The organism is Ruegeria sp. HKCCD7181, from assembly GCF_057221055.1.
This window is the reverse complement of record NZ_JBWVBC010000001.1, coordinates 302,608-319,262: the sequence shown is the minus strand read 5'-3', so window position 1 is coordinate 319,262 and position 16,655 is coordinate 302,608. Positions and strand designations below refer to the sequence as shown.

General features: G+C 55.1%; 19 protein-coding genes. 11 read left to right on the top strand and 8 right to left on the bottom strand.

Translation table 11 applies throughout. The annotated features are described in order from the left end of the window. Nucleotides 1-14 precede the first annotated feature (14 nt). Both AC2TCY_RS01605 and AC2TCY_RS01600 read left to right on the top strand, forming a co-directional pair. A complete protein-coding gene (locus AC2TCY_RS01605; RefSeq protein ID WP_480845027.1) occupies nucleotides 15-1,112 on the top strand; it encodes an alpha/beta hydrolase in 1,098 nt (365 codons plus the stop codon). Beyond that, a complete protein-coding gene (locus AC2TCY_RS01600) occupies nucleotides 1,109-2,329 on the top strand; it encodes an MFS transporter (protein WP_480845026.1) in 1,221 nt (406 codons plus the stop codon). Before AC2TCY_RS01605 ends, AC2TCY_RS01600 begins: the two co-directional genes overlap by 4 nt. Here AC2TCY_RS01600 and AC2TCY_RS01595 read toward each other — a convergent pair. The 3 genes from AC2TCY_RS01595 to AC2TCY_RS01585 are packed head-to-tail and all read right to left on the bottom strand — an operon-like array spanning nucleotide 2,326 to nucleotide 4,606. Continuing rightward, entirely contained in the window at nucleotides 2,326-2,913 is a 588-nt protein-coding gene (locus AC2TCY_RS01595; protein ID WP_480845025.1) for a Smr/MutS family protein, read from the bottom strand. The two genes, AC2TCY_RS01600 and AC2TCY_RS01595, sit on opposite strands and share 4 nt — an antisense overlap. Then, nucleotides 2,913-3,953 (bottom strand): murein transglycosylase A, encoded by a 1,041-nt coding sequence (gene mltA / locus AC2TCY_RS01590; protein WP_480845023.1) that lies wholly within the window; start codon nucleotides 3,951-3,953, stop codon nucleotides 2,913-2,915. Before mltA ends, AC2TCY_RS01595 begins: the two co-directional genes overlap by 1 nt. Next, nucleotides 3,950-4,606, bottom strand: a complete 657-nt coding sequence (locus tag AC2TCY_RS01585) for a Tim44/TimA family putative adaptor protein (protein WP_480845022.1) — start codon at nucleotides 4,604-4,606, stop codon at nucleotides 3,950-3,952. Before AC2TCY_RS01585 ends, mltA begins: the two co-directional genes overlap by 4 nt. A gap of 108 nt (nucleotides 4,607-4,714) precedes the next feature. Here AC2TCY_RS01585 and AC2TCY_RS01580 point away from each other — a divergent pair, with 108 nt between their 5' ends. Continuing rightward, nucleotides 4,715-5,215, top strand: coding sequence for an FxsA family protein (locus tag AC2TCY_RS01580; RefSeq protein WP_480845021.1), 501 nt, complete (start codon nucleotides 4,715-4,717; stop codon nucleotides 5,213-5,215). A 54-nt stretch (nucleotides 5,216-5,269) separates the two neighbouring features. Further along, the gene (gene secB, locus AC2TCY_RS01575; protein WP_480845019.1) at nucleotides 5,270-5,770 is read left to right on the top strand and encodes a protein-export chaperone SecB; all 501 of its coding nucleotides are present in this window, start codon (nucleotides 5,270-5,272) and stop codon (nucleotides 5,768-5,770) included. Between the two features lie 25 nt (nucleotides 5,771-5,795). On the opposite strand, the gene dnaQ is transcribed toward secB, so the two are convergent. Genes dnaQ through AC2TCY_RS01555 form a run of 4 tightly spaced genes read right to left on the bottom strand, consistent with a single transcriptional unit; the run spans nucleotide 5,796 to nucleotide 8,530 of the window. Then, a complete protein-coding gene (gene dnaQ, locus AC2TCY_RS01570) occupies nucleotides 5,796-6,518 on the bottom strand; it encodes a DNA polymerase III subunit epsilon (RefSeq protein WP_480845018.1) in 723 nt (240 codons plus the stop codon). After that, nucleotides 6,511-7,104, bottom strand: coding sequence for a dephospho-CoA kinase (gene coaE, locus AC2TCY_RS01565; RefSeq protein WP_480845017.1), 594 nt, complete (start codon nucleotides 7,102-7,104; stop codon nucleotides 6,511-6,513). Before coaE ends, dnaQ begins: the two co-directional genes overlap by 8 nt. Continuing rightward, a complete protein-coding gene (locus AC2TCY_RS01560) occupies nucleotides 7,101-7,934 on the bottom strand; it encodes a shikimate dehydrogenase (protein WP_480845016.1) in 834 nt (277 codons plus the stop codon). The genes coaE and AC2TCY_RS01560 overlap by 4 nt, the downstream gene beginning before the upstream one ends. Beyond that, the gene (locus AC2TCY_RS01555; protein ID WP_480845015.1) at nucleotides 7,931-8,530 is read right to left on the bottom strand and encodes a Maf family protein; all 600 of its coding nucleotides are present in this window, start codon (nucleotides 8,528-8,530) and stop codon (nucleotides 7,931-7,933) included. The genes AC2TCY_RS01560 and AC2TCY_RS01555 overlap by 4 nt, the downstream gene beginning before the upstream one ends. A 404-nt stretch (nucleotides 8,531-8,934) precedes the next feature. Here AC2TCY_RS01555 and AC2TCY_RS01550 point away from each other — a divergent pair, with 404 nt between their 5' ends. The 7 genes from AC2TCY_RS01550 (at nucleotide 8,935) to AC2TCY_RS01520 (ending at nucleotide 16,311) form a co-directional block, all read left to right on the top strand. Next, complete coding sequence (locus tag AC2TCY_RS01550) at nucleotides 8,935-9,384, top strand: CopD family protein (RefSeq protein WP_480845014.1); 450 nt, start codon at nucleotides 8,935-8,937, stop codon at nucleotides 9,382-9,384. Between the two features lie 124 nt (nucleotides 9,385-9,508). Continuing rightward, nucleotides 9,509-10,780, top strand: a complete 1,272-nt coding sequence (gene rho, locus AC2TCY_RS01545) for a transcription termination factor Rho (RefSeq protein ID WP_480845013.1) — start codon at nucleotides 9,509-9,511, stop codon at nucleotides 10,778-10,780. 30 nt (nucleotides 10,781-10,810) lie between these two features. Continuing rightward, nucleotides 10,811-12,097 (top strand): tRNA uridine-5-carboxymethylaminomethyl(34) synthesis GTPase MnmE, encoded by a 1,287-nt coding sequence (gene mnmE, locus AC2TCY_RS01540; protein ID WP_480845012.1) that lies wholly within the window; start codon nucleotides 10,811-10,813, stop codon nucleotides 12,095-12,097. A 12-nt stretch (nucleotides 12,098-12,109) separates the two neighbouring features. Then, complete coding sequence (gene mnmG, locus AC2TCY_RS01535) at nucleotides 12,110-13,978, top strand: tRNA uridine-5-carboxymethylaminomethyl(34) synthesis enzyme MnmG (protein WP_480845011.1); 1,869 nt, start codon at nucleotides 12,110-12,112, stop codon at nucleotides 13,976-13,978. Then, nucleotides 13,975-14,598, top strand: a complete 624-nt coding sequence (rsmG, locus tag AC2TCY_RS01530; RefSeq protein WP_480845009.1) for a 16S rRNA (guanine(527)-N(7))-methyltransferase RsmG — start codon at nucleotides 13,975-13,977, stop codon at nucleotides 14,596-14,598. Before mnmG ends, rsmG begins: the two co-directional genes overlap by 4 nt. Further along, nucleotides 14,591-15,394 carry a ParA family protein gene (locus tag AC2TCY_RS01525; protein WP_480845007.1) on the top strand — a complete coding sequence of 268 codons (804 nt, stop codon included), beginning with the start codon at nucleotides 14,591-14,593 and terminating at the stop codon, nucleotides 15,392-15,394. Before rsmG ends, AC2TCY_RS01525 begins: the two co-directional genes overlap by 8 nt. 20 nt (nucleotides 15,395-15,414) lie before the next feature. Beyond that, nucleotides 15,415-16,311, top strand: coding sequence for a ParB/RepB/Spo0J family partition protein (locus tag AC2TCY_RS01520; RefSeq protein ID WP_480845006.1), 897 nt, complete (start codon nucleotides 15,415-15,417; stop codon nucleotides 16,309-16,311). Here the strand turns inward: AC2TCY_RS01520 and AC2TCY_RS01515 are convergent. After that, nucleotides 16,301-16,654, bottom strand: coding sequence for a YbaN family protein (locus tag AC2TCY_RS01515; protein ID WP_480845005.1), 354 nt, complete (start codon nucleotides 16,652-16,654; stop codon nucleotides 16,301-16,303). The genes AC2TCY_RS01520 and AC2TCY_RS01515 overlap by 11 nt on opposite strands. Between the last annotated feature and the right edge of the window lies 1 nt (nucleotide 16,655).

Here is a 16,655-nt window from a genome sequence, read left to right as displayed (position 1 = left end):
TCATTGGGGCGACTGTGCTACGCTATCTGATCATCTGTGTGACCCTGTTTTCGCTGTCCGCCTGCGTGGATCGGTCTGTAACCGAAATTGCGCCCGACGCCCTGAGGGTCGGTACGCCTGTGACTGTCTTTGCGACGACAACCCGCGCTCGCGAGGCTGATGGATCCTATGGGTCCCAACGAGCCGAGGCATTACGGTACCTCGAGCTTACCGTTTCCATCCCGCCTTCGCATACGCCGGGAAGCCTGAACTTCTCGTACGCGAACCCCAACCCGAACAAGCAATTTGTTCTGGCAGACGTCACCGAGTATTCCGGGCCGCAAGATTTAAAATCGCGCCTGCGTGGTGTTGACGACGTCATCATCTTTGTCCACGGCTACAACGCCACGCAGACCGAAACCGCTTTTCGGGCGGCGCAGTTGAGCCACGACATCGGTATTCCCGGAACAACTTTCATTTATTCCTGGCCCAGTAAGGGCAGTGGCACCGGATACGCCTATGACCTGGACAGTATGCTGTTCGCTCGAGACGGGCTTGAATCCACAATCCGAAACATCAAGGCAATGGGTGTAAGTCGAGTGATCCTGATGGCGCATTCCATGGGCGGTGCCCTGTCGATGGAGATGATGCGCCAAGCCGAGTTGCGCGAGCCCGGCTGGTCCAAACGAAACCTGGAAGGGGTGATCCTGATTTCACCGGATCTGGATGTGGATCTGTTCCGGTCGCAAATGGACAGCATAAAGTCTGCTCCGGATCCATTCATCGTGATGGTGTCGAAGAAGGACAAGATTCTAAACCTATCGGCGCGATTGCGTGGAACCGCGGACAGCCAGCGGCTGGGCAATATCAGTTCAGTCGAGGAGCTGGCCGAGTATCCGATCAGCGTCATTGACACCACAGCGTTCAACAGTGACGCAGGATCGTCGCATTTTGTGGCTGCGACCTCTCCGGCGTTGCTTGCCATATTGAGTTCAGTTCGCCGCGTCAGCTCCACCTTTGGACCGGATCGACCTGGAATTGATGTCATTGCACCACCAAGCACACGCAATCCGGACGGCGCAACCGAGATTGTTCTGACGGAATCCGGGCAGGCTAAGGTCAGCGCTCCGTGACGCAGTTCAACCTGCGTCGGTATCTGATTCAGAACACCACCTGGTTGAGCGCGGGCGTGCTGTTGACCTTCCTGTCCAGTTTTGGTCAGACCTTTTTCATTTCGATCTTTGCGGGCGAGATCCGTGCCGAATTCGGATTGAGCCATGGCGCTTGGGGTGGGATCTACTCGCTCGGCACGACGGTCTCAGCCGTGGTGATGATCTGGGCGGGCGGATTGACGGATATCTTCCGCGTTCGTGTTCTGGGGCCATGGGTTCTGGCTGGTTTGGCGTTAGCCGCACTGGCGATGGCGCTGAACGTTTGGGTTATCCTGCTGCCAGTTGTGATCTTCTTGCTGCGGCTGTTCGGGCAGGGGATGAGCACTCATATTGCGATGGTTGCCATGGCCCGTTGGTTTACCGCAACGCGAGGACGGGCGCTGTCGATCGCCACGCTGGGTTTTGCCGCTGGAGAGGTTGTGCTGCCTATCAGCTTTGTCGCTGCGATGGCACTGATGGACTGGCGGTGGCTTTGGGTGGTCGCAGCATGTGTAACCGCACTGGGTGTTCCGGTTCTATTGCGTTTGCTGCAACAGGAGCGCACGCCGCAAAGCCTTGCAGAGTCCTACTCTGCGGCGGGAATGGAAGGGCGCCACTGGACACGGAAAGAGGCCCTGTTCAACCCGTTGTTCTGGTTCATGGCACCAGCTCTTTTGGGTCCGTCTGCATTTGTAACCGCGTTTTTCTTTCACCAGGTCCATCTGGCTGAAATCAAAGGTTGGGCACATATTCAGCTGGTGGCCCTGTTTCCCGCCTATACCGGGGTTTCGATGTTGGCGATGTTTGCCTCTGGCTTGGCTTTGGACAAATGGGGCACGGCGCGCATGATGCCCACGTTTCAGCTGCCAATGGCGGCAGGATTTGTCATCCTGTCGCTTGCCACATCCGTTGGCGGCGCGTTGTTGGGTCTGGCCGTACTTGCTCTGACCGTCGGGGCCAATAGCACCTTGCCCAGCGCCTTTTGGGCCGAGTTCTACGGCACCCGCCATATCGGTGCGATCAAAGCCATGGCCACAGCTCTGATGGTTCTGGGCTCTGCAATCGGGCCGGGCTTAACCGGGGTTCTGATTGACGCGGGCGTCCCCCTGGAAACTCAGTTCCTCTGGATCGGGGGGTTCTTTGCATTGTCCTGCCTGTCGGTCTGGATCGGCGTCAGCCGAGCCGTGCGCAGTCTTTAGCGGTTGCGGCGCAGATAAACATAGTAAGCCCCGTCGCCACCATGGCTGATATGCGCTGGGGTCACCTGCAAAACTGCCTGGGCCAGCGGCGGAAGGGACAACCATTGCGGCACCTGATTGCGCAAAACTCCGCGAGGCGTGGGAATCGGACCGGGCTCATCCCGATCTTTGCCTTTTCCTGTCACCACCAAGATCAGGCGTTTGCCTGATGCCTGAGCCGTCAGGACAAAGCGAACCAATGCCGGATGTGCCGTGTCCACGCGCATTCCATGCAGGTCGATCTTGCCCTCTGGCTTCAGCTTGCCGCGCTTCATACGGCCGAAAGCTTTGGTGTCCATCTGCACAGGGCTGGACCGCAGGCTTTCAGTGACCGATGGCTTCAGAGCATTCCGGGTCGGTTTCGCCTGCGCTTTCTGCCCAAGCTCAAACGTGTCGATCCGGGGTTTAGGCACTTTGGACGGCTTGGGTCTTGGCAAAGTAGACGGATGAACGGTCTGAGGCAGTTCTGGATGCAAACGCTCAGCCTGCTTGGCAACCTTACGCCACAACTCGATCTCATCCGCGGTCAGTTTGCGTCGCGACATCAGAACTCATCCGGCAACAGGGCATAGGCGCGTTGGATCGGCAGCAAAACGACCATCCGACCGGGGTCTTTCAGACGGCCGGCAGCCTGACCGGCATCATCCCCGGTTCCGAAAAAGATATCGGCCCGTTGCGCACCCTTGATGGCCGACCCTGTATCCTGTGCGATCATCAAGCGGCGCATTGGCACTTTGCCGTCTTTTTCAACCCAGACTGGCGCACCCAGTGGAGTAAAGGCCGGATCCGCCGCGATGCTGCGCATCGTCGTCACAGACCGGTTCATCGCCCCCAGAGGCCCGAATTCGGGCGCGACGCGGGTAACCTCACGGAAAAAGACATACGAAGGGTTATGAAACAGCAACTCAGCCCCGGCCTCGGGATTTTTCCGCACCCAGGCACGGATCATCTGAGCGCTAACCTCATGCGCACCCAGTGTGCCGCGTCGCACCAGCTCGGCCCCGATGGAACGATAGGGGTGCCCATTTGCCCCGCCGTAGCCAACCCGCAAAGCACCACCATCGGGCAGGCGAATTCGGCCCGAGCCCTGAATCTGTAGAAAGAACAGCTCGACCGGATCGTCCACCCAGGCGATTTCCAACCCGCGCCCTTGCATCACATCGCCCGTCAGCAACTCGCGCCGACTGAGCCACCGATCGGCATCGCGCGCTTCAGGTGGTTTCTTGTAGAGCGGATAGCGGTACTTTTCAGATCGGGTTCTTGAACCATCCAGTTCCGGTTCGAAATACCCGGTAAATAGCGCGTCCTTGCCGTCTTCGATCAAAACCGGTCGGAAGAACAGTTCAAAGAACGGCCGCGCAGCGTCGCTGTCATAAGACCGGGCAACGGCGCACAGCGCCTGCCAATCCGGATCATCCAGATCAGCACAAGTGTTCAGAAATACCGAAAGCGCCGCGCCATGATCATCATCGGCCCAGCCGTCCAGATCGTCAAATGACAGGATGGACCGCGTCGCCTCGGCTCCGGCGGCGCTGGTGGCGGTCATGACACCCACCAAAAATAGCGACCGGAATGCTGCAATCATGCGTCCGTGGCGACAAGCAGCCAGTTTGGATCGTCCTTGCCCATGACGCGGGCAAAGGTCCAGCTGTCCTTTTGGCGTTTGACGGTGTTGGGGCTGCCTTCGATGATGTCTCCACCGCGATCCCGCACGACCGAGGTCAGCTCACCGACAAACTTCATGGTGATCTCGGCCTGATTGGTATCCTTGTCGAAACTCACATCAGCCAGAGTGGTTTCGCGCACTCCAACAAACTCGGCTTCGATCGTCAGGCCCTGATCTTCACGGGATGCGACGACGGAAACAAAAGAATCAAACACCTCTTCGGACAGGAAGGGCTGAATTTCGTTAAGATTGCCCTTTTCGAATCCCATCACGATCATCTCATACGCCCCGCGCGCGCCCTGCACGAATTCGCCAACCGAAAATCCGGGTTCAACGCGCTTCATCGCAGCGAGTGTCTGTGCCTGTTCGCTGTCTTCAGGAACGTGGTCGGTGATGTCATGATCCGGACCGCCTTCGATCACTTCGAAATCGCGGCGCGACTTACTTGTGTCAGACTGCTGCAAGGGCGGCTTTTCAAAGCCTTCCCGTGTGCCGAGAACGCTTTTCAGGCGCAGGATCAGGAAAATGGCAATTCCGGCTAACACCAATAGCTGGATCAGGGGTGAGTTCATTTCGTCCTCTTTTCAGAACCGAGACTTTGTACACGCGGCCTCATGCCACTATGTAGGTGACAGTTGGTGGCAAGTCCACATCCCGGCCTATGGTAAAGGATAACGCAAATGTATCTGTTCTTGGCATTTTTATTGGTCCCGATCATCGAAATTGCCCTGTTCATTCAGGTCGGTGGATTGATCGGCCTGTGGCCAACGCTTGCAATTGTGGTTCTGACGGCTGTTCTGGGCACTGTTTTAGTGCGGACACAAGGTCGCATGGCCCTGGCAAACCTTCAGCGATCCTTTGCCGAACTGGATGATCCGACCGAACCGCTGGCCCATGGTGCCATGATCCTTTTGTCGGGTGTGTTGCTTTTGACACCGGGTTTTTTCACTGATGCTATTGGATTTGCCTTGTTAATCCCCGGCATTCGCGTTGCGGTTTTTCGCTACCTCAAATCAAAGGCGACGATCACCCATTTCCAGATGGGCACAGGGGCGCAATTCCGATCAGGCAGCGATCCGTTCGATCAGGGTGACATCATCGACGGTGATTTCTCGGAAGTTCGTCCGCGTAGCGACCCGGCAAAGCCCTCGAAATGGGTCGAAGGGCCGCACCAGCATTGAGGTGTCCCGCCCAACTTGCTAAGCAGTGGCGAATTTCATTTTTGGAGTAGTTCCATGGCCGAAGAAGGCGCCACAGAAAACACCGCGGCCCAAGCCGCACCGCAAGTTCAGATGCGCGTTCTGTCTCAGTTCGTTCGCGACATGTCTTTTGAAAACGTCATGGCCCAAAAAGGTGTGTCAGGCGAGGTACAGCCAGAGATCGCTGTTCAGGTAAATCTGGACGCGAAAAAGCGTACACCGGATCACCAGTTCGAGGTCGCGATCAAGCTGAACCTGAAATCCAAGGCAAAAGGCCTGGAAGACGTTCTGTTCCTGTTCGAAATCGATTATTGTGGTCTGTTCCACATCGAAGGTGTGCCCGAAGATCAGCTGCACCCCTTCCTGATGATCGAATGCCCGCGGATGCTGTTCCCGTTCCTGCGTCGCATCGTCAGCGACGTGACCCGCGATGGTGGCTATCCGCCGGTCAACCTGGACAACATTGACTTCGTCGCACTGTATCGTAACGAGCTGATGCGCCGTCAAGCCGAACAGGCGCAAAAGACCGAAGCCTGATCTTTTGACCCGCGCCGGGCAAGGCTCAGGCGCGGGTCCACAGGGCGTTCTCGCCCAGTTTTTCCACAAACTCCTGATGTGCGGCCCGTTCTGTTTCGGTGACCCGAGAGGGCAATGGCGTTGGCCGTGGTGTCGGTCGCCAGTTGTCACCCCCGCCTGACATGCCTGTCGCCACAGAAGACAAGCCGAAGTCCGGCTGCCTGCCACCGATCAGCTCAAGATAGACCTCGGCCAGAATCTCCGAATCGAGCAGCGCTCCGTGCAGAACCCGGTTCGAGTTGTCGATACCAAACCGGCGGCACAAGGCATCCAACGAGGCAGGTGAGCCGGGGAACCGCTTGCGCGCAATGGCCAACGTGTCCAGCGCTTGTTCCATCGGGATTAACGGGACACCCATCCAGCCCAATTCCGCATTCAGAAATTTCATGTCGAACGAGGCGTTGTGAATCACCAGTTTCGCGTCGCCGACAAAATCGCGGAAACCTTGACCAACTTTTGCAAAGACCGGCTTGTCCTTCAGCGTGACCTGTCCTTTTTCAGGTGGGCGCGGGGGTTCCAGCAGGTCCGGGCCAATGCCATGCACACCGAATGCTTCTTCCGGCATCGAACGTTCGGGATTGATGTAGACGTGATAGGTCTCGCCGGTGGCGACATGATTCCACAATTCGACTGCACCAATTTCAACGATCCGGTCACCGCTTTCAGGGTCAAATCCTGTGGTCTCGGTATCGAGCACAATCTCACGCATCTGCCATCCCCGCCCTGATCTGCCTGACCACATTCTGCACTTGCGCGCGCGCGTGGTCCAGCGTGTCCGTAACAATTACAAAATCCGATCGAGCGCATTTTTCGTCATTCGGCATTTGCTTGGCCCGGATCTGTTCGAATTGGGCTTCGGTCATGGTTCCACGTTCCATAACCCGTTGTTTTTGTATTTCTGCCGGTATTGATACGCAGGCAACAGCATCCATCGCCGCTTCACCACCGGTTTCAAACAGCAGCGGAATGTCGAACACCAGAATATCGGCCGTTGCAGTTTCACGAAACGAAGCGCGATCTGCCGCCACCAGCGGATGCACAAGCGCCTCGATCGATTTGAGGGCTGCCGCGTCCGCCGCGATGATTTGCTTCAGCGCATCCCGGTTGACGGCACCATCGACGATGGCTGACGGAAAGGCCGCCAACATTGGTTCAACTGCCGCGCCCCCCTTGGAATACAGCCTATGTACAGCGGCATCCGCATCCCAAAGCGCACAGCCTTCATCCACGAACATTTGTGCCGTGGTGCTTTTGCCCATCCCGATCGAACCCGTCAGGCCAAGCGCAAAACTCATGCCAACGCCGCCGCGCGAGTTTCCGTATCCACTTCGGGACGCAGACCAAACCAGCGTTCGAACCCGGGAACAGCTTGGTGTAACAACATACCCAGACCGTCCACTGCCGTGCATCCTGCCTCCTCGGCTTGAGACAGCAGATGGGTTTTCAGCGGCGCATAGACCAGATCGGTCACGACGGCACCGGGTTGCAATCCATCCAGCGGTACGCGCAGTTCCGGCTGGCCCTGCATTCCAAGGGACGTGGTGTTGACCACAAGCTCGGCATCTTCAATGACATTCCCGGCCTGAACCCAATCAACGACCGAAATGCGCTGACCAAATTCCTCTTTCAGGTGATCGGCGCGGGTGCGGGTGCGGTTGGTCAGCAAAATTTCGGGCACCCCTGCCAGCGCAAGCGCATGCAGAACAGCCCGCGCCGCGCCACCGGCGCCGAAGACCACCGCCGGGCCGTCCTTTGGATTCCAATCAGGTGCTCCACTGCGCAGATTCTCCATGAATCCATAGCCGTCGGTGTTGTCAGCATGGATCGAGCCATCTTCGCGAAACACCAAAGTGTTGGCCGCACCGATCACCGACGCCCTGTCCGAAACGTGATCTGCCAGCCGCAACGCCGCCTCTTTATGCGGCACGGTCACGTTGGCGCCGACGAAACCCGCCTTGGGCAAAGTGCGCAGAACCAGCTCAAGATCAGCAGAGGCCACATCCATCGGAATATAGTGACCCGCCAAATCGTACTTTTTTAGCCAATGCCCATGCAGTTTAGGCGACCTGGAATGCGCAACAGGATGCCCGATCACTCCGGCCAGTGGGATGCGGTGGTCCGTCATTGATCAATCACTCCGTTAACAGCCAGAAAATTGAGAAGCTCCAACAGGGGCATACCCAAGACGTTAAAATAGTCGCCGTCAATGGTGGCAAACAACCGGACGCCTTCCTCCTCGAGCTTGTAGGCGCCGACCGCATGACGAATGCTGTCCCAATTTCGTGTAACATAGTCCCGCAGGTAAGCATCCGAACTCATACGCATCCGCAACCTTACCTGTCCAACATGTCGCCAGAGGGGCTCGCCATTTTGAAAGATGACCGCGGCTGACAACAGCATGTGCCGCTTGCCCCGCATAGCCTTTAGTTGTGCTACCGCTTCTTCGGGTGTCTCAGGTTTGGACAATAGCTGCCCGTCGAAATCCAGAACCTGATCGCAGCCCAAAACCATGGCACCAGGAGATTTGTCGCTGACTTTGTGCGCTTTCATTTCAGCCAGTGTATCGGCCACATCGCGAGGTGACGCACCCTCGGCCAGCAGGGCCCGCTTGGCTGTGTCCTCGTCCACTCGGGCAGTCTGGACCGAAAATGGTACGCCTGCATTTCGCAATAGCTGCGCGCGGATCTCAGACCCTGAAGCCAGGATAATGGGGACAGACATGTGGAAAACCCCGTGTGCAATTCGATGAACGTTCTGGAGTGGTTTGTATGGTTTTCTGGTTGACACGCAACCCGGGGAATTTCGGGAAAATCTTCGCCGAGTCGCCCGGATACTATCCAGTCTGGGCAAGGATAAGTCTGAAAATCAGGATAACCTGATTATCCGGAAATACTCTTGGATTTATCCCCATGGTTCTACGATAAATAGCAGCACAACATATTGTTTTTAAATAGGTAATTTTAATATCAACAGAATCGGAAGACGGGTGAAGGTACTTATTCGCCCTGGGGAAAAGTTCTGAGTAAAAAAGTAATCCACGGATTTTCGCCTCCCTACAAAACCATCATCCTTTTTCTTTTCATATTTTTTTATTAGGGAAGATCAGACCCAAGCCGAGAGTCAGAATGACGGATTTACTTTTCACGCTGTATCCATGGGTGAAGTCCCTGCACATCATGGCGGTGATTTCGTGGATGGCAGGCCTGTTCTATCTGCCCAGACTGTTCGTCTACCACGTTGAGAAGGCACAAGCCGTCGATGGGGCGCAGGAAATCTTCTTTGAAATGGAAGACAAGCTGCTGCGCGTGATCATGGCCCCTGCGATGTACGTGGCATGGGTGTGCGGGCTAATCATGGTCTTTACGCCGGGTATCGTCGGATGGGACTGGACTTGGCCTTGGGTCAAAGGGGCAGCCGTAGTCGGGATGACCTGGTTCCATCACTGGCTGATGGCACGGCGCAAGGATTTCCTGGAGGGCCGGAATAAGCTCACAGGACGTCAGTATCGCATGATGAACGAGGTCCCGACCGTTTTGATGATTGCCATCGTCCTAGCGGTTGTTCTGAAGTTCTGAGGGCTATTTGACTCCAGACCTGTTGATGCGTATGTAACGCATAACACGCCCGTCCGGGCGGCGTATCTTCCGTTCTGAAATTTCACTCCGTGCCGCGATCCATGCGGCCAAGGTTCGTATCATCATGACAACTGAATCCCTGCATCTGGCCGAGCTAAAGGCCAAAAGCCCCAAAGACCTTCTGGCAATGGCCGAAGAGCTTGAGATCGAAAACGCCTCGACCATGCGGAAAGGCGAGATGATGTTCCAGATTCTGCGTGAACGCGCGGATGAGGGCTGGACCGTCGGTGGCGATGGCGTGCTTGAGGTACTGCAGGACGGGTTTGGTTTCCTGCGTTCACCCGAGGCGAACTATCTGCCCGGTCCGGATGACATCTATGTCTCACCTGACATGATCCGCCTGCATTCGCTGCGGACCGGCGATACGGTCGAAGGGGATATCAAAGCCCCGGATGAGAACGAACGCTATTTTGCGCTGATCAAGGTCACGAAGATCAACTTTGAAGAGCCCGAAAAAGCCAAACACAAAATCCTGTTCGACAACCTGACGCCGTTGTACCCGGATGAGCGCCTGAAGATGGAGATCGAAGATCCCACCATCAAGGACAAGTCGGCCCGTGTAATCGACTTGGTGTCGCCTATTGGTAAAGGTCAGCGTTCGCTGATCGTGGCGCCGCCGCGGACCGGTAAGACGGTGATCTTGCAGAACATCGCGCATTCGATCGAACAGAACCACCCCGAGTGTTATCTGATCGTCCTGCTGATCGACGAACGCCCGGAGGAGGTGACCGATATGCAGCGCTCGGTGAAGGGTGAGGTTGTGTCCTCGACCTTCGACGAACCTGCGACGCGCCACGTGGCCGTGTCCGAAATGGTGATCGAGAAAGCCAAGCGTTTGGTCGAACATAAACGAGATGTTGTTATTCTTCTCGATTCGATCACAAGACTTGGTAGGGCCTTTAACACGGTCGTACCGTCTTCGGGTAAGGTTTTGACCGGTGGTGTTGACGCAAACGCCCTGCAACGGCCCAAGCGGTTCTTTGGTGCAGCGCGGAACATCGAAGAGGGTGGCTCGCTGACGATCATCGCAACGGCCCTGATCGATACCGGCAGCCGGATGGACGAAGTGATCTTCGAAGAATTCAAGGGCACCGGTAACTCGGAGATCGTGCTGGACCGCAAGATCGCGGACAAGCGCGTGTTCCCGGCGATCGACATTCTCAAGTCCGGCACCCGGAAAGAGGATCTTCTGGTCGATAAAGGAGATCTGGCCAAGACCTTCGTTCTGCGCCGGATCCTCAACCCGATGGGTACAACCGACGCGATTGAGTTCCTGTTGTCCAAGTTGAAACAGACCAAGACAAACGGTGAATTCTTCGACTCGATGAACACCTGACATAGGTCTTAACCCACGCGAGGCCTTCGAATGGATACGATATTCGCCTTGGCCAGCGCGCAAGGCAAAGCCGGCGTTGCGGTCATCCGCTTGTCGGGCCCACAGGCGCATACGGCCGCAAACGAAATTGCCGGTGGTGATCTGCCATCGCGCGGCATGCGAATGCGTAGTTTACGGGCCCAAGATGGGTCACCCTTGGATGATGGTCTGGTCCTAACCTTTGAGGCTCCGGCCAGCTTCACTGGCGAGGACGTGGTCGAGTTGCAAATCCATGGCAGCACCGCCTCGGTTAATGCGGTGCTGCGTTGCTTGTCCGAGTTTGAAGATCTTCGTCTGGCTGAACCGGGCGAATTCACCCGCCGCGCACTTGAGAACGGCAAGATGGATTTGGCCCAGGTCGAAGGGTTGGCTGATCTGATCGATGCGGAGACTGAAGCCCAGAGAACTCAGGCCCAAACGATTCTTGCAGGCGCGTTGGGTGCGTTGGCCGAACGCTGGCGCCGAGATTTGATCCGGGCGGCATCATTGTTGGAAGCAGTGATCGACTTTGCGGATGAAGAGGTTCCGACAGACGTCAGCCCCGAAGTTCGTGAGCTGATCGCTGGTGTCATGGTTGATCTCGAGCGTGAATCCCAGGGAGTGAAAATTGCTGAGCGAATTCGAACCGGGTTCGAGGTCGCTATTGTTGGACTGCCAAATGCGGGAAAATCCACACTTCTGAATGCACTGGCTGGGCGTGAGGCCGCTATTACGTCGGAATATGCAGGAACAACCCGCGATGTCATTGAAGTTCGGATGGATCTAGCGGGGCTGCCAGTGACATTGCTGGATACGGCAGGGCTGCGTCAAACAGATGATCATGTCGAAAACTTGGGTGTCGAGCTGGCTCGTAAGCGCGCGATGTCTGCCGATTTGCGCGTTTTTCTGACGGATTCGCTGCAAGAGCTGGGTATTGATATTCAGGAGGGCGATATTCAGGTCTTCCCTAAATCTGACCTGAGGGACAGCTCGGTTGGCGGGATATCTGGTAAAACAGGGCAGGGTATTGACCAGTTGATATCCGATATTTCGCGGAAGCTTAGTGTTAAGACCACTAAATCTGGTATTGCGACGCGGGAACGCCACAGAGTGGCAATGCACAAGGCGATGCAGGCACTTGGTGCGGCGCAAACTGTTCTGGAATCGGGTCCGGACATGTATGATATCGCGGCGGAAGAGCTGAGAACAGCAATTCGAGCGCTTGAATCTCTGGTGGGCAGAATAGATGTAGAAACGCTTCTGGACGAAATTTTCGCCAGTTTCTGCCTTGGTAAGTAAGGAGTGTTTCACGTGAAACATTCGAAGTTTGATGTCATAGTAATAGGTGCCGGTCATGCTGGAGCAGAAGCTGCACATGCGGCAGCTCGTATGGGAGCGAACACAGCACTTGTGACATTGTCCGAGAAAGACATTGGAGTGATGTCGTGTAATCCGGCGATTGGCGGTCTAGGTAAAGGTCATCTGGTTCGTGAGATCGATGCGTTGGACGGAGTCATGGCTCGTGTAGCTGACGCGGCGGGGATTCAATTCCGCCTGTTGAACCGACGCAAAGGTCCGGCTGTTCAGGGGCCGCGAGCACAGGCAGACCGTGCTCTGTACCGCTCAGCCATGCAAAAGAGGACATCAGAGCAACCCGGTCTTACGGTTATCACCGGAGAGGTCGTGGATTTCCTCATGGATGGTGGAAAGGTTTCGGGTGTCATTCTTGGCGACGGTTCAGAGATCCCGGCAAAAGCAGTCATCCTGACATCAGGGACTTTCCTACGTGGTGTCATCCATATTGGCGATGTCTCGCGATCTGGTGGTCGAATGGGTGATCGCCCATCCTTGAAATTGGCCGAACGACTGGATCAGTTCAATCTGCCCATGGGGCGGTTAAAAACAGGTACACCACCACGGTTGGATGGTCGGTCGATTGCCTGGGATATTCTCGAAAGACAAGAAGGCGACGAAGAACCGGTGTTGTTCTCCTTCCTGTCCAAGGCGGTTACCGCGCCCCAAATCGCGTGTGGAATTACGCACACCAATTCGAGAACACATGAGATTATCGAAAAAAACCTGACGCGCTCTGCCATGTACGGTGGTCATATCGATGGGGTTGGTCCGCGATACTGCCCGTCGATCGAAGACAAGATTGTTCGTTTCGCTGACAAAGAATCTCATCAGATCTTTTTGGAGCCAGAAGGTGTGAATGATCACACCGTTTACCCCAACGGTATCTCTACGTCTTTGCCGCAGGATGTACAGATTGAGTATGTTCAATCAATCAAGGGGCTTGAACGCGCCGAAATCCTGCAACCGGGATACGCAATAGAATACGACTACATTGACCCACGTGTCCTGACTTCCTCATTGTCACTTCCCGATGTACCGGGGCTATATCTTGCGGGGCAAATCAATGGAACCACAGGATATGAAGAAGCTGCGGCTCAAGGCCTTGTTGCTGGTCTAAATGCCGCATTGGAAGTGCAGGGGCGGGAACCGGTTCATTTTACCAGAGCAGACAGCTATATCGGCGTGATGATAGACGATCTGACAACACGCGGAGTCGCGGAACCGTATCGCATGTTCACGTCCAGGGCCGAGTTTCGTCTTTCACTAAGAGCAGATAATGCGGACCAGCGACTGACACCAATAGCAGCTAGGCTGGGTTGTGTGGGTGAACGACGACGTCAGGTGTTTGAAGAAAAAATGGACAGGCTGGGTACAGTCAAATCTTTATTAACCGGGCAAAGCTATACACCAAAAGAAATCCGCTCCGCTGGTATAAGTATTAACCAGGACGGAAATCGCAGAGATGGTATGGCGGTACTCGCGTTTCCAGATGTTTCATTCGAAGATCTAATCCCCTTGGTTCCCGGCTTGAGCGGGACAGACAGTGACACACGCCGTCAGATAGAACGAGATGCTCTCTACGCCAATTACATAGCGCGTCAGCAAAGAGATGTGGATGCGATGAAACGCGACGAGTCCCACGAGATTCCGATGGACTTCGATTACTTTGCCTTGGATGGTCTTTCGTCAGAAATGAAACAAAAGCTATCCAAAGCCAGGCCAACCAATATTGCTCAGGCGAGTAGGGTTGAGGGCGTTACTCCGGCCGCATTGACTTTGGTTTTGGCGCGGCTAAGGCGTGATCAGAAAGTTCGCAAGGCATGAGTTCGGAAATTGGGCTGAATCCCGACGATTTGAATGTTTCACGTGAAACATTCGAGCGTTTGAAGTTATATGCCGAACTGGTGAAGCGATGGAATCCCAAGATCAATCTGGTTTCGCGTAACAGTCTTCAGGATTTGTGGACGCGGCATATACAGGATTCGATTCAGGTTTTTCGTTGTGCTGACCCCGCGGCCCACTGGGTCGACCTGGGCAGTGGCGGCGGGTTTCCGGGATTGGTTTGCGCCATCATTGCAATTGAAGAGGCGCCGGAAACCAGATTTACCCTGGTTGAAAGCGATCAGCGTAAATCGGCATTCTTGCGGAACGTGATCCGTGAATGCAAAGCAAATTCTACAGTGATTTCGAAGCGTATCGAGGCGGTTGAGCCATTGGAAGCCGACATTTTGTCTGCACGAGCGTTGGCGGATTTGAAAACACTAATCTCCTTTTGTGACAGACATTTAAGCCATTCCGGTGCGGCCTTGTTGCCCAAAGGCGCAAGCTGGGAAAAAGAGTTGTCGGACGCACGTGAAGAATGGCAATTTCAGGCGGAAGCAATTACAAGCATAACCGAGCCTCAGGCTGTTATTCTGAAGATCAAAGGAGTCACACGTGGTTGATCTGTCTCGTCCTTCAGGTCCCCGAATTATTGCGGTTGCCAATCAGAAAGGCGGGGTCGGGAAAACCACAACAGCAATCAATCTGGCGGCTGGTTTAGCTGAATCCGGATGCAAGGTTCTGGTGGTCGACTTGGATCCGCAAGGAAATGCCTCCACGGGATTGGGTGTCGATGATCGGGATTGGACAACTTACGATTTGCTTCTGGATGATGCTCCACTGGAAGCCGTGGTGCAGGATACAGAGATCGAGAACTTACTGGTAGTTCCCGCGACCGTCGACCTTAGTTCGGCAGATATTGAGCTGATTTCAAACGAAAAACGCAGTTATTTGCTGCATGATGCATTGCGGCAGACGGCGATTGATGCGTTTGAATTAGATTTTGTGCTGATCGATTGCCCCCCATCTTTGAATCTGTTGACCGTAAACGCGATGGTTGCAGCCCATTCCGTCCTTGTTCCGTTGCAAAGTGAGTTCTTTGCGCTGGAAGGTCTTTCACAATTGATGCTGACAATTCGCGAAGTAAGACAAACAGCAAATCCGGACCTGAGAATCGAAGGTGTTGTGTTGACTATGTATGACAACCGCAACAACTTGTCCCGTCAGGTCGAAAAAGACGCGCGTGACAATCTGGGAGAGATGGTATTTAAAACCAAGATACCCAGAAATGTGCGGGTCAGTGAGGCTCCGTCCTATTCCTTGCCCGTGTTGCAGTACGACTCTGGATCTTTGGGTGCGATGGCTTATCGGCATTTGGCACGAGAAGTCTTGCACAAGAATAACAAGGTAGCCGTCTAAACGGCCGTCAGGAGGGCGAAGTGAACGCCAAAAAAGGCAAACCCAGGGGATTGGGGCGGGGACTATCCGCATTGATGGCGGATGTTACGACCGAGGCAGACGGCCGGGTGACATCAGAACCGCGCCGACCAGATTTGAAAGTCCCAATTGAAAAATTGAGGGCAAACCCAGATCAGCCGCGCCGCACGTTCTCGCAGACGCAACTGGACGAGCTCGCTGCCTCGATCAAGGAAAAGGGCATCATTCAACCTTTGATCGTGCGCAGCATCAACGGTGGCGACTATGAAATCGTCGCGGGCGAACGTCGTTGGCGTGCAGCTCAGATGGCGCAACTTCATGACATTCCAGTTATCGTCCGAGACTTCGATGATACTGAAGTCCTTGAGGTGGCGATAATTGAAAACATCCAACGCGCTGACTTGAATGCTGTAGAAGAGGCGGCTGGGTATAGGCAGTTGATGGACCGTTTCGGCCATACGCAGGAAAAGATGGCTGAGGCGCTAGGTAAAAGCCGCAGTCACATTGCCAACCTGTTGCGTCTTTTGTCGCTACCGATGGATGTGCAGGCTTTGGTGGTCGAGGGTAAGCTGTCGGCGGGACACGCACGTGCGCTTATCACGGCTGAAGACCCGTCAGAACTTGCGAAAAAGATTGTTCGGGACGGCCTTTCTGTTCGCGCGACAGAGAATCTGGTTAAGAAGCAACAGCAGTCGGAATCGGACCGGCCTGCGCCCAGATCTAGAAATCTGAATGCCGGGAAGGACGCTGATACGCGTGCGCTCGAGAAAGACCTGTCTGCAATTCTCGCGATGAAAGTTGCCATCAACCACAAGGCTGGCAGCGAATCCGGGCAAGTCGTATTAACCTATGAAAATCTTGATCAATTGGACGATCTTTGTGCCAAACTTAGCCGCTAGGGCGGGTCCAGATAAAGAGCATCACGCCGCTCAGAACCACGAACTGAATGATCAGTACATGAGTCGGTGCGGAAAACAGAACTGATAGAGCAAATACGGCGGTAACGGACAAAGTTGCCGCCTTTTTTGCGGCTGGTCGGATTGCGCCTGAGCTCTGCCAATCCAGGATCAAAGGGCCGAACGCGCGATGCGTTATCAGCCAGTTATGCAGCCTTGATGACGATCGGGCGAAGAAAAAGGTCGCCAATAGCAAAAACGGAACGGTGGGCAGTAAGGGCAATGCAATCCCAACCACTGCTAAACCCACACAGATTAGTCCCAAACTGGCCCACAGATAGTGCATC

Bases quoted from the DNA above. Each gene is read 5' to 3' on its own strand.
- AC2TCY_RS01595 (WP_480845025.1), bottom strand. From the start codon at position 2,913: ATGTCGCGACGCAAACTGACCGCGGATGAGATCGAGTTGTGGCGTAAG.
- mltA (WP_480845023.1), bottom strand. From the start codon at position 3,953: ATGATTGCAGCATTCCGGTCGCTATTTTTGGTGGGTGTCATGACCGCC.
- AC2TCY_RS01585 (WP_480845022.1), bottom strand. From the start codon at position 4,606: ATGAACTCACCCCTGATCCAGCTATTGGTGTTAGCCGGAATTGCCATT.
- AC2TCY_RS01580 (WP_480845021.1), top strand. From the start codon at position 4,715: ATGTATCTGTTCTTGGCATTTTTATTGGTCCCGATCATCGAAATTGCC.
- secB (WP_480845019.1), top strand. From the start codon at position 5,270: ATGGCCGAAGAAGGCGCCACAGAAAACACCGCGGCCCAAGCCGCACCG.
- dnaQ (WP_480845018.1), bottom strand. From the start codon at position 6,518: ATGCGTGAGATTGTGCTCGATACCGAGACCACAGGATTTGACCCTGAA.
- coaE (WP_480845017.1), bottom strand. From the start codon at position 7,104: ATGAGTTTTGCGCTTGGCCTGACGGGTTCGATCGGGATGGGCAAAAGC.
- AC2TCY_RS01560 (WP_480845016.1), bottom strand. From the start codon at position 7,934: ATGACGGACCACCGCATCCCACTGGCCGGAGTGATCGGGCATCCTGTT.
- AC2TCY_RS01555 (WP_480845015.1), bottom strand. From the start codon at position 8,530: ATGTCTGTCCCCATTATCCTGGCTTCAGGGTCTGAGATCCGCGCGCAG.
- AC2TCY_RS01550 (WP_480845014.1), top strand. From the start codon at position 8,935: ATGACGGATTTACTTTTCACGCTGTATCCATGGGTGAAGTCCCTGCAC.
- rho (WP_480845013.1), top strand. From the start codon at position 9,509: ATGACAACTGAATCCCTGCATCTGGCCGAGCTAAAGGCCAAAAGCCCC.
- mnmE (WP_480845012.1), top strand. From the start codon at position 10,811: ATGGATACGATATTCGCCTTGGCCAGCGCGCAAGGCAAAGCCGGCGTT.
- rsmG (WP_480845009.1), top strand. From the start codon at position 13,975: ATGAGTTCGGAAATTGGGCTGAATCCCGACGATTTGAATGTTTCACGT.
- AC2TCY_RS01515 (WP_480845005.1), bottom strand. From the start codon at position 16,654: ATGCACTATCTGTGGGCCAGTTTGGGACTAATCTGTGTGGGTTTAGCA.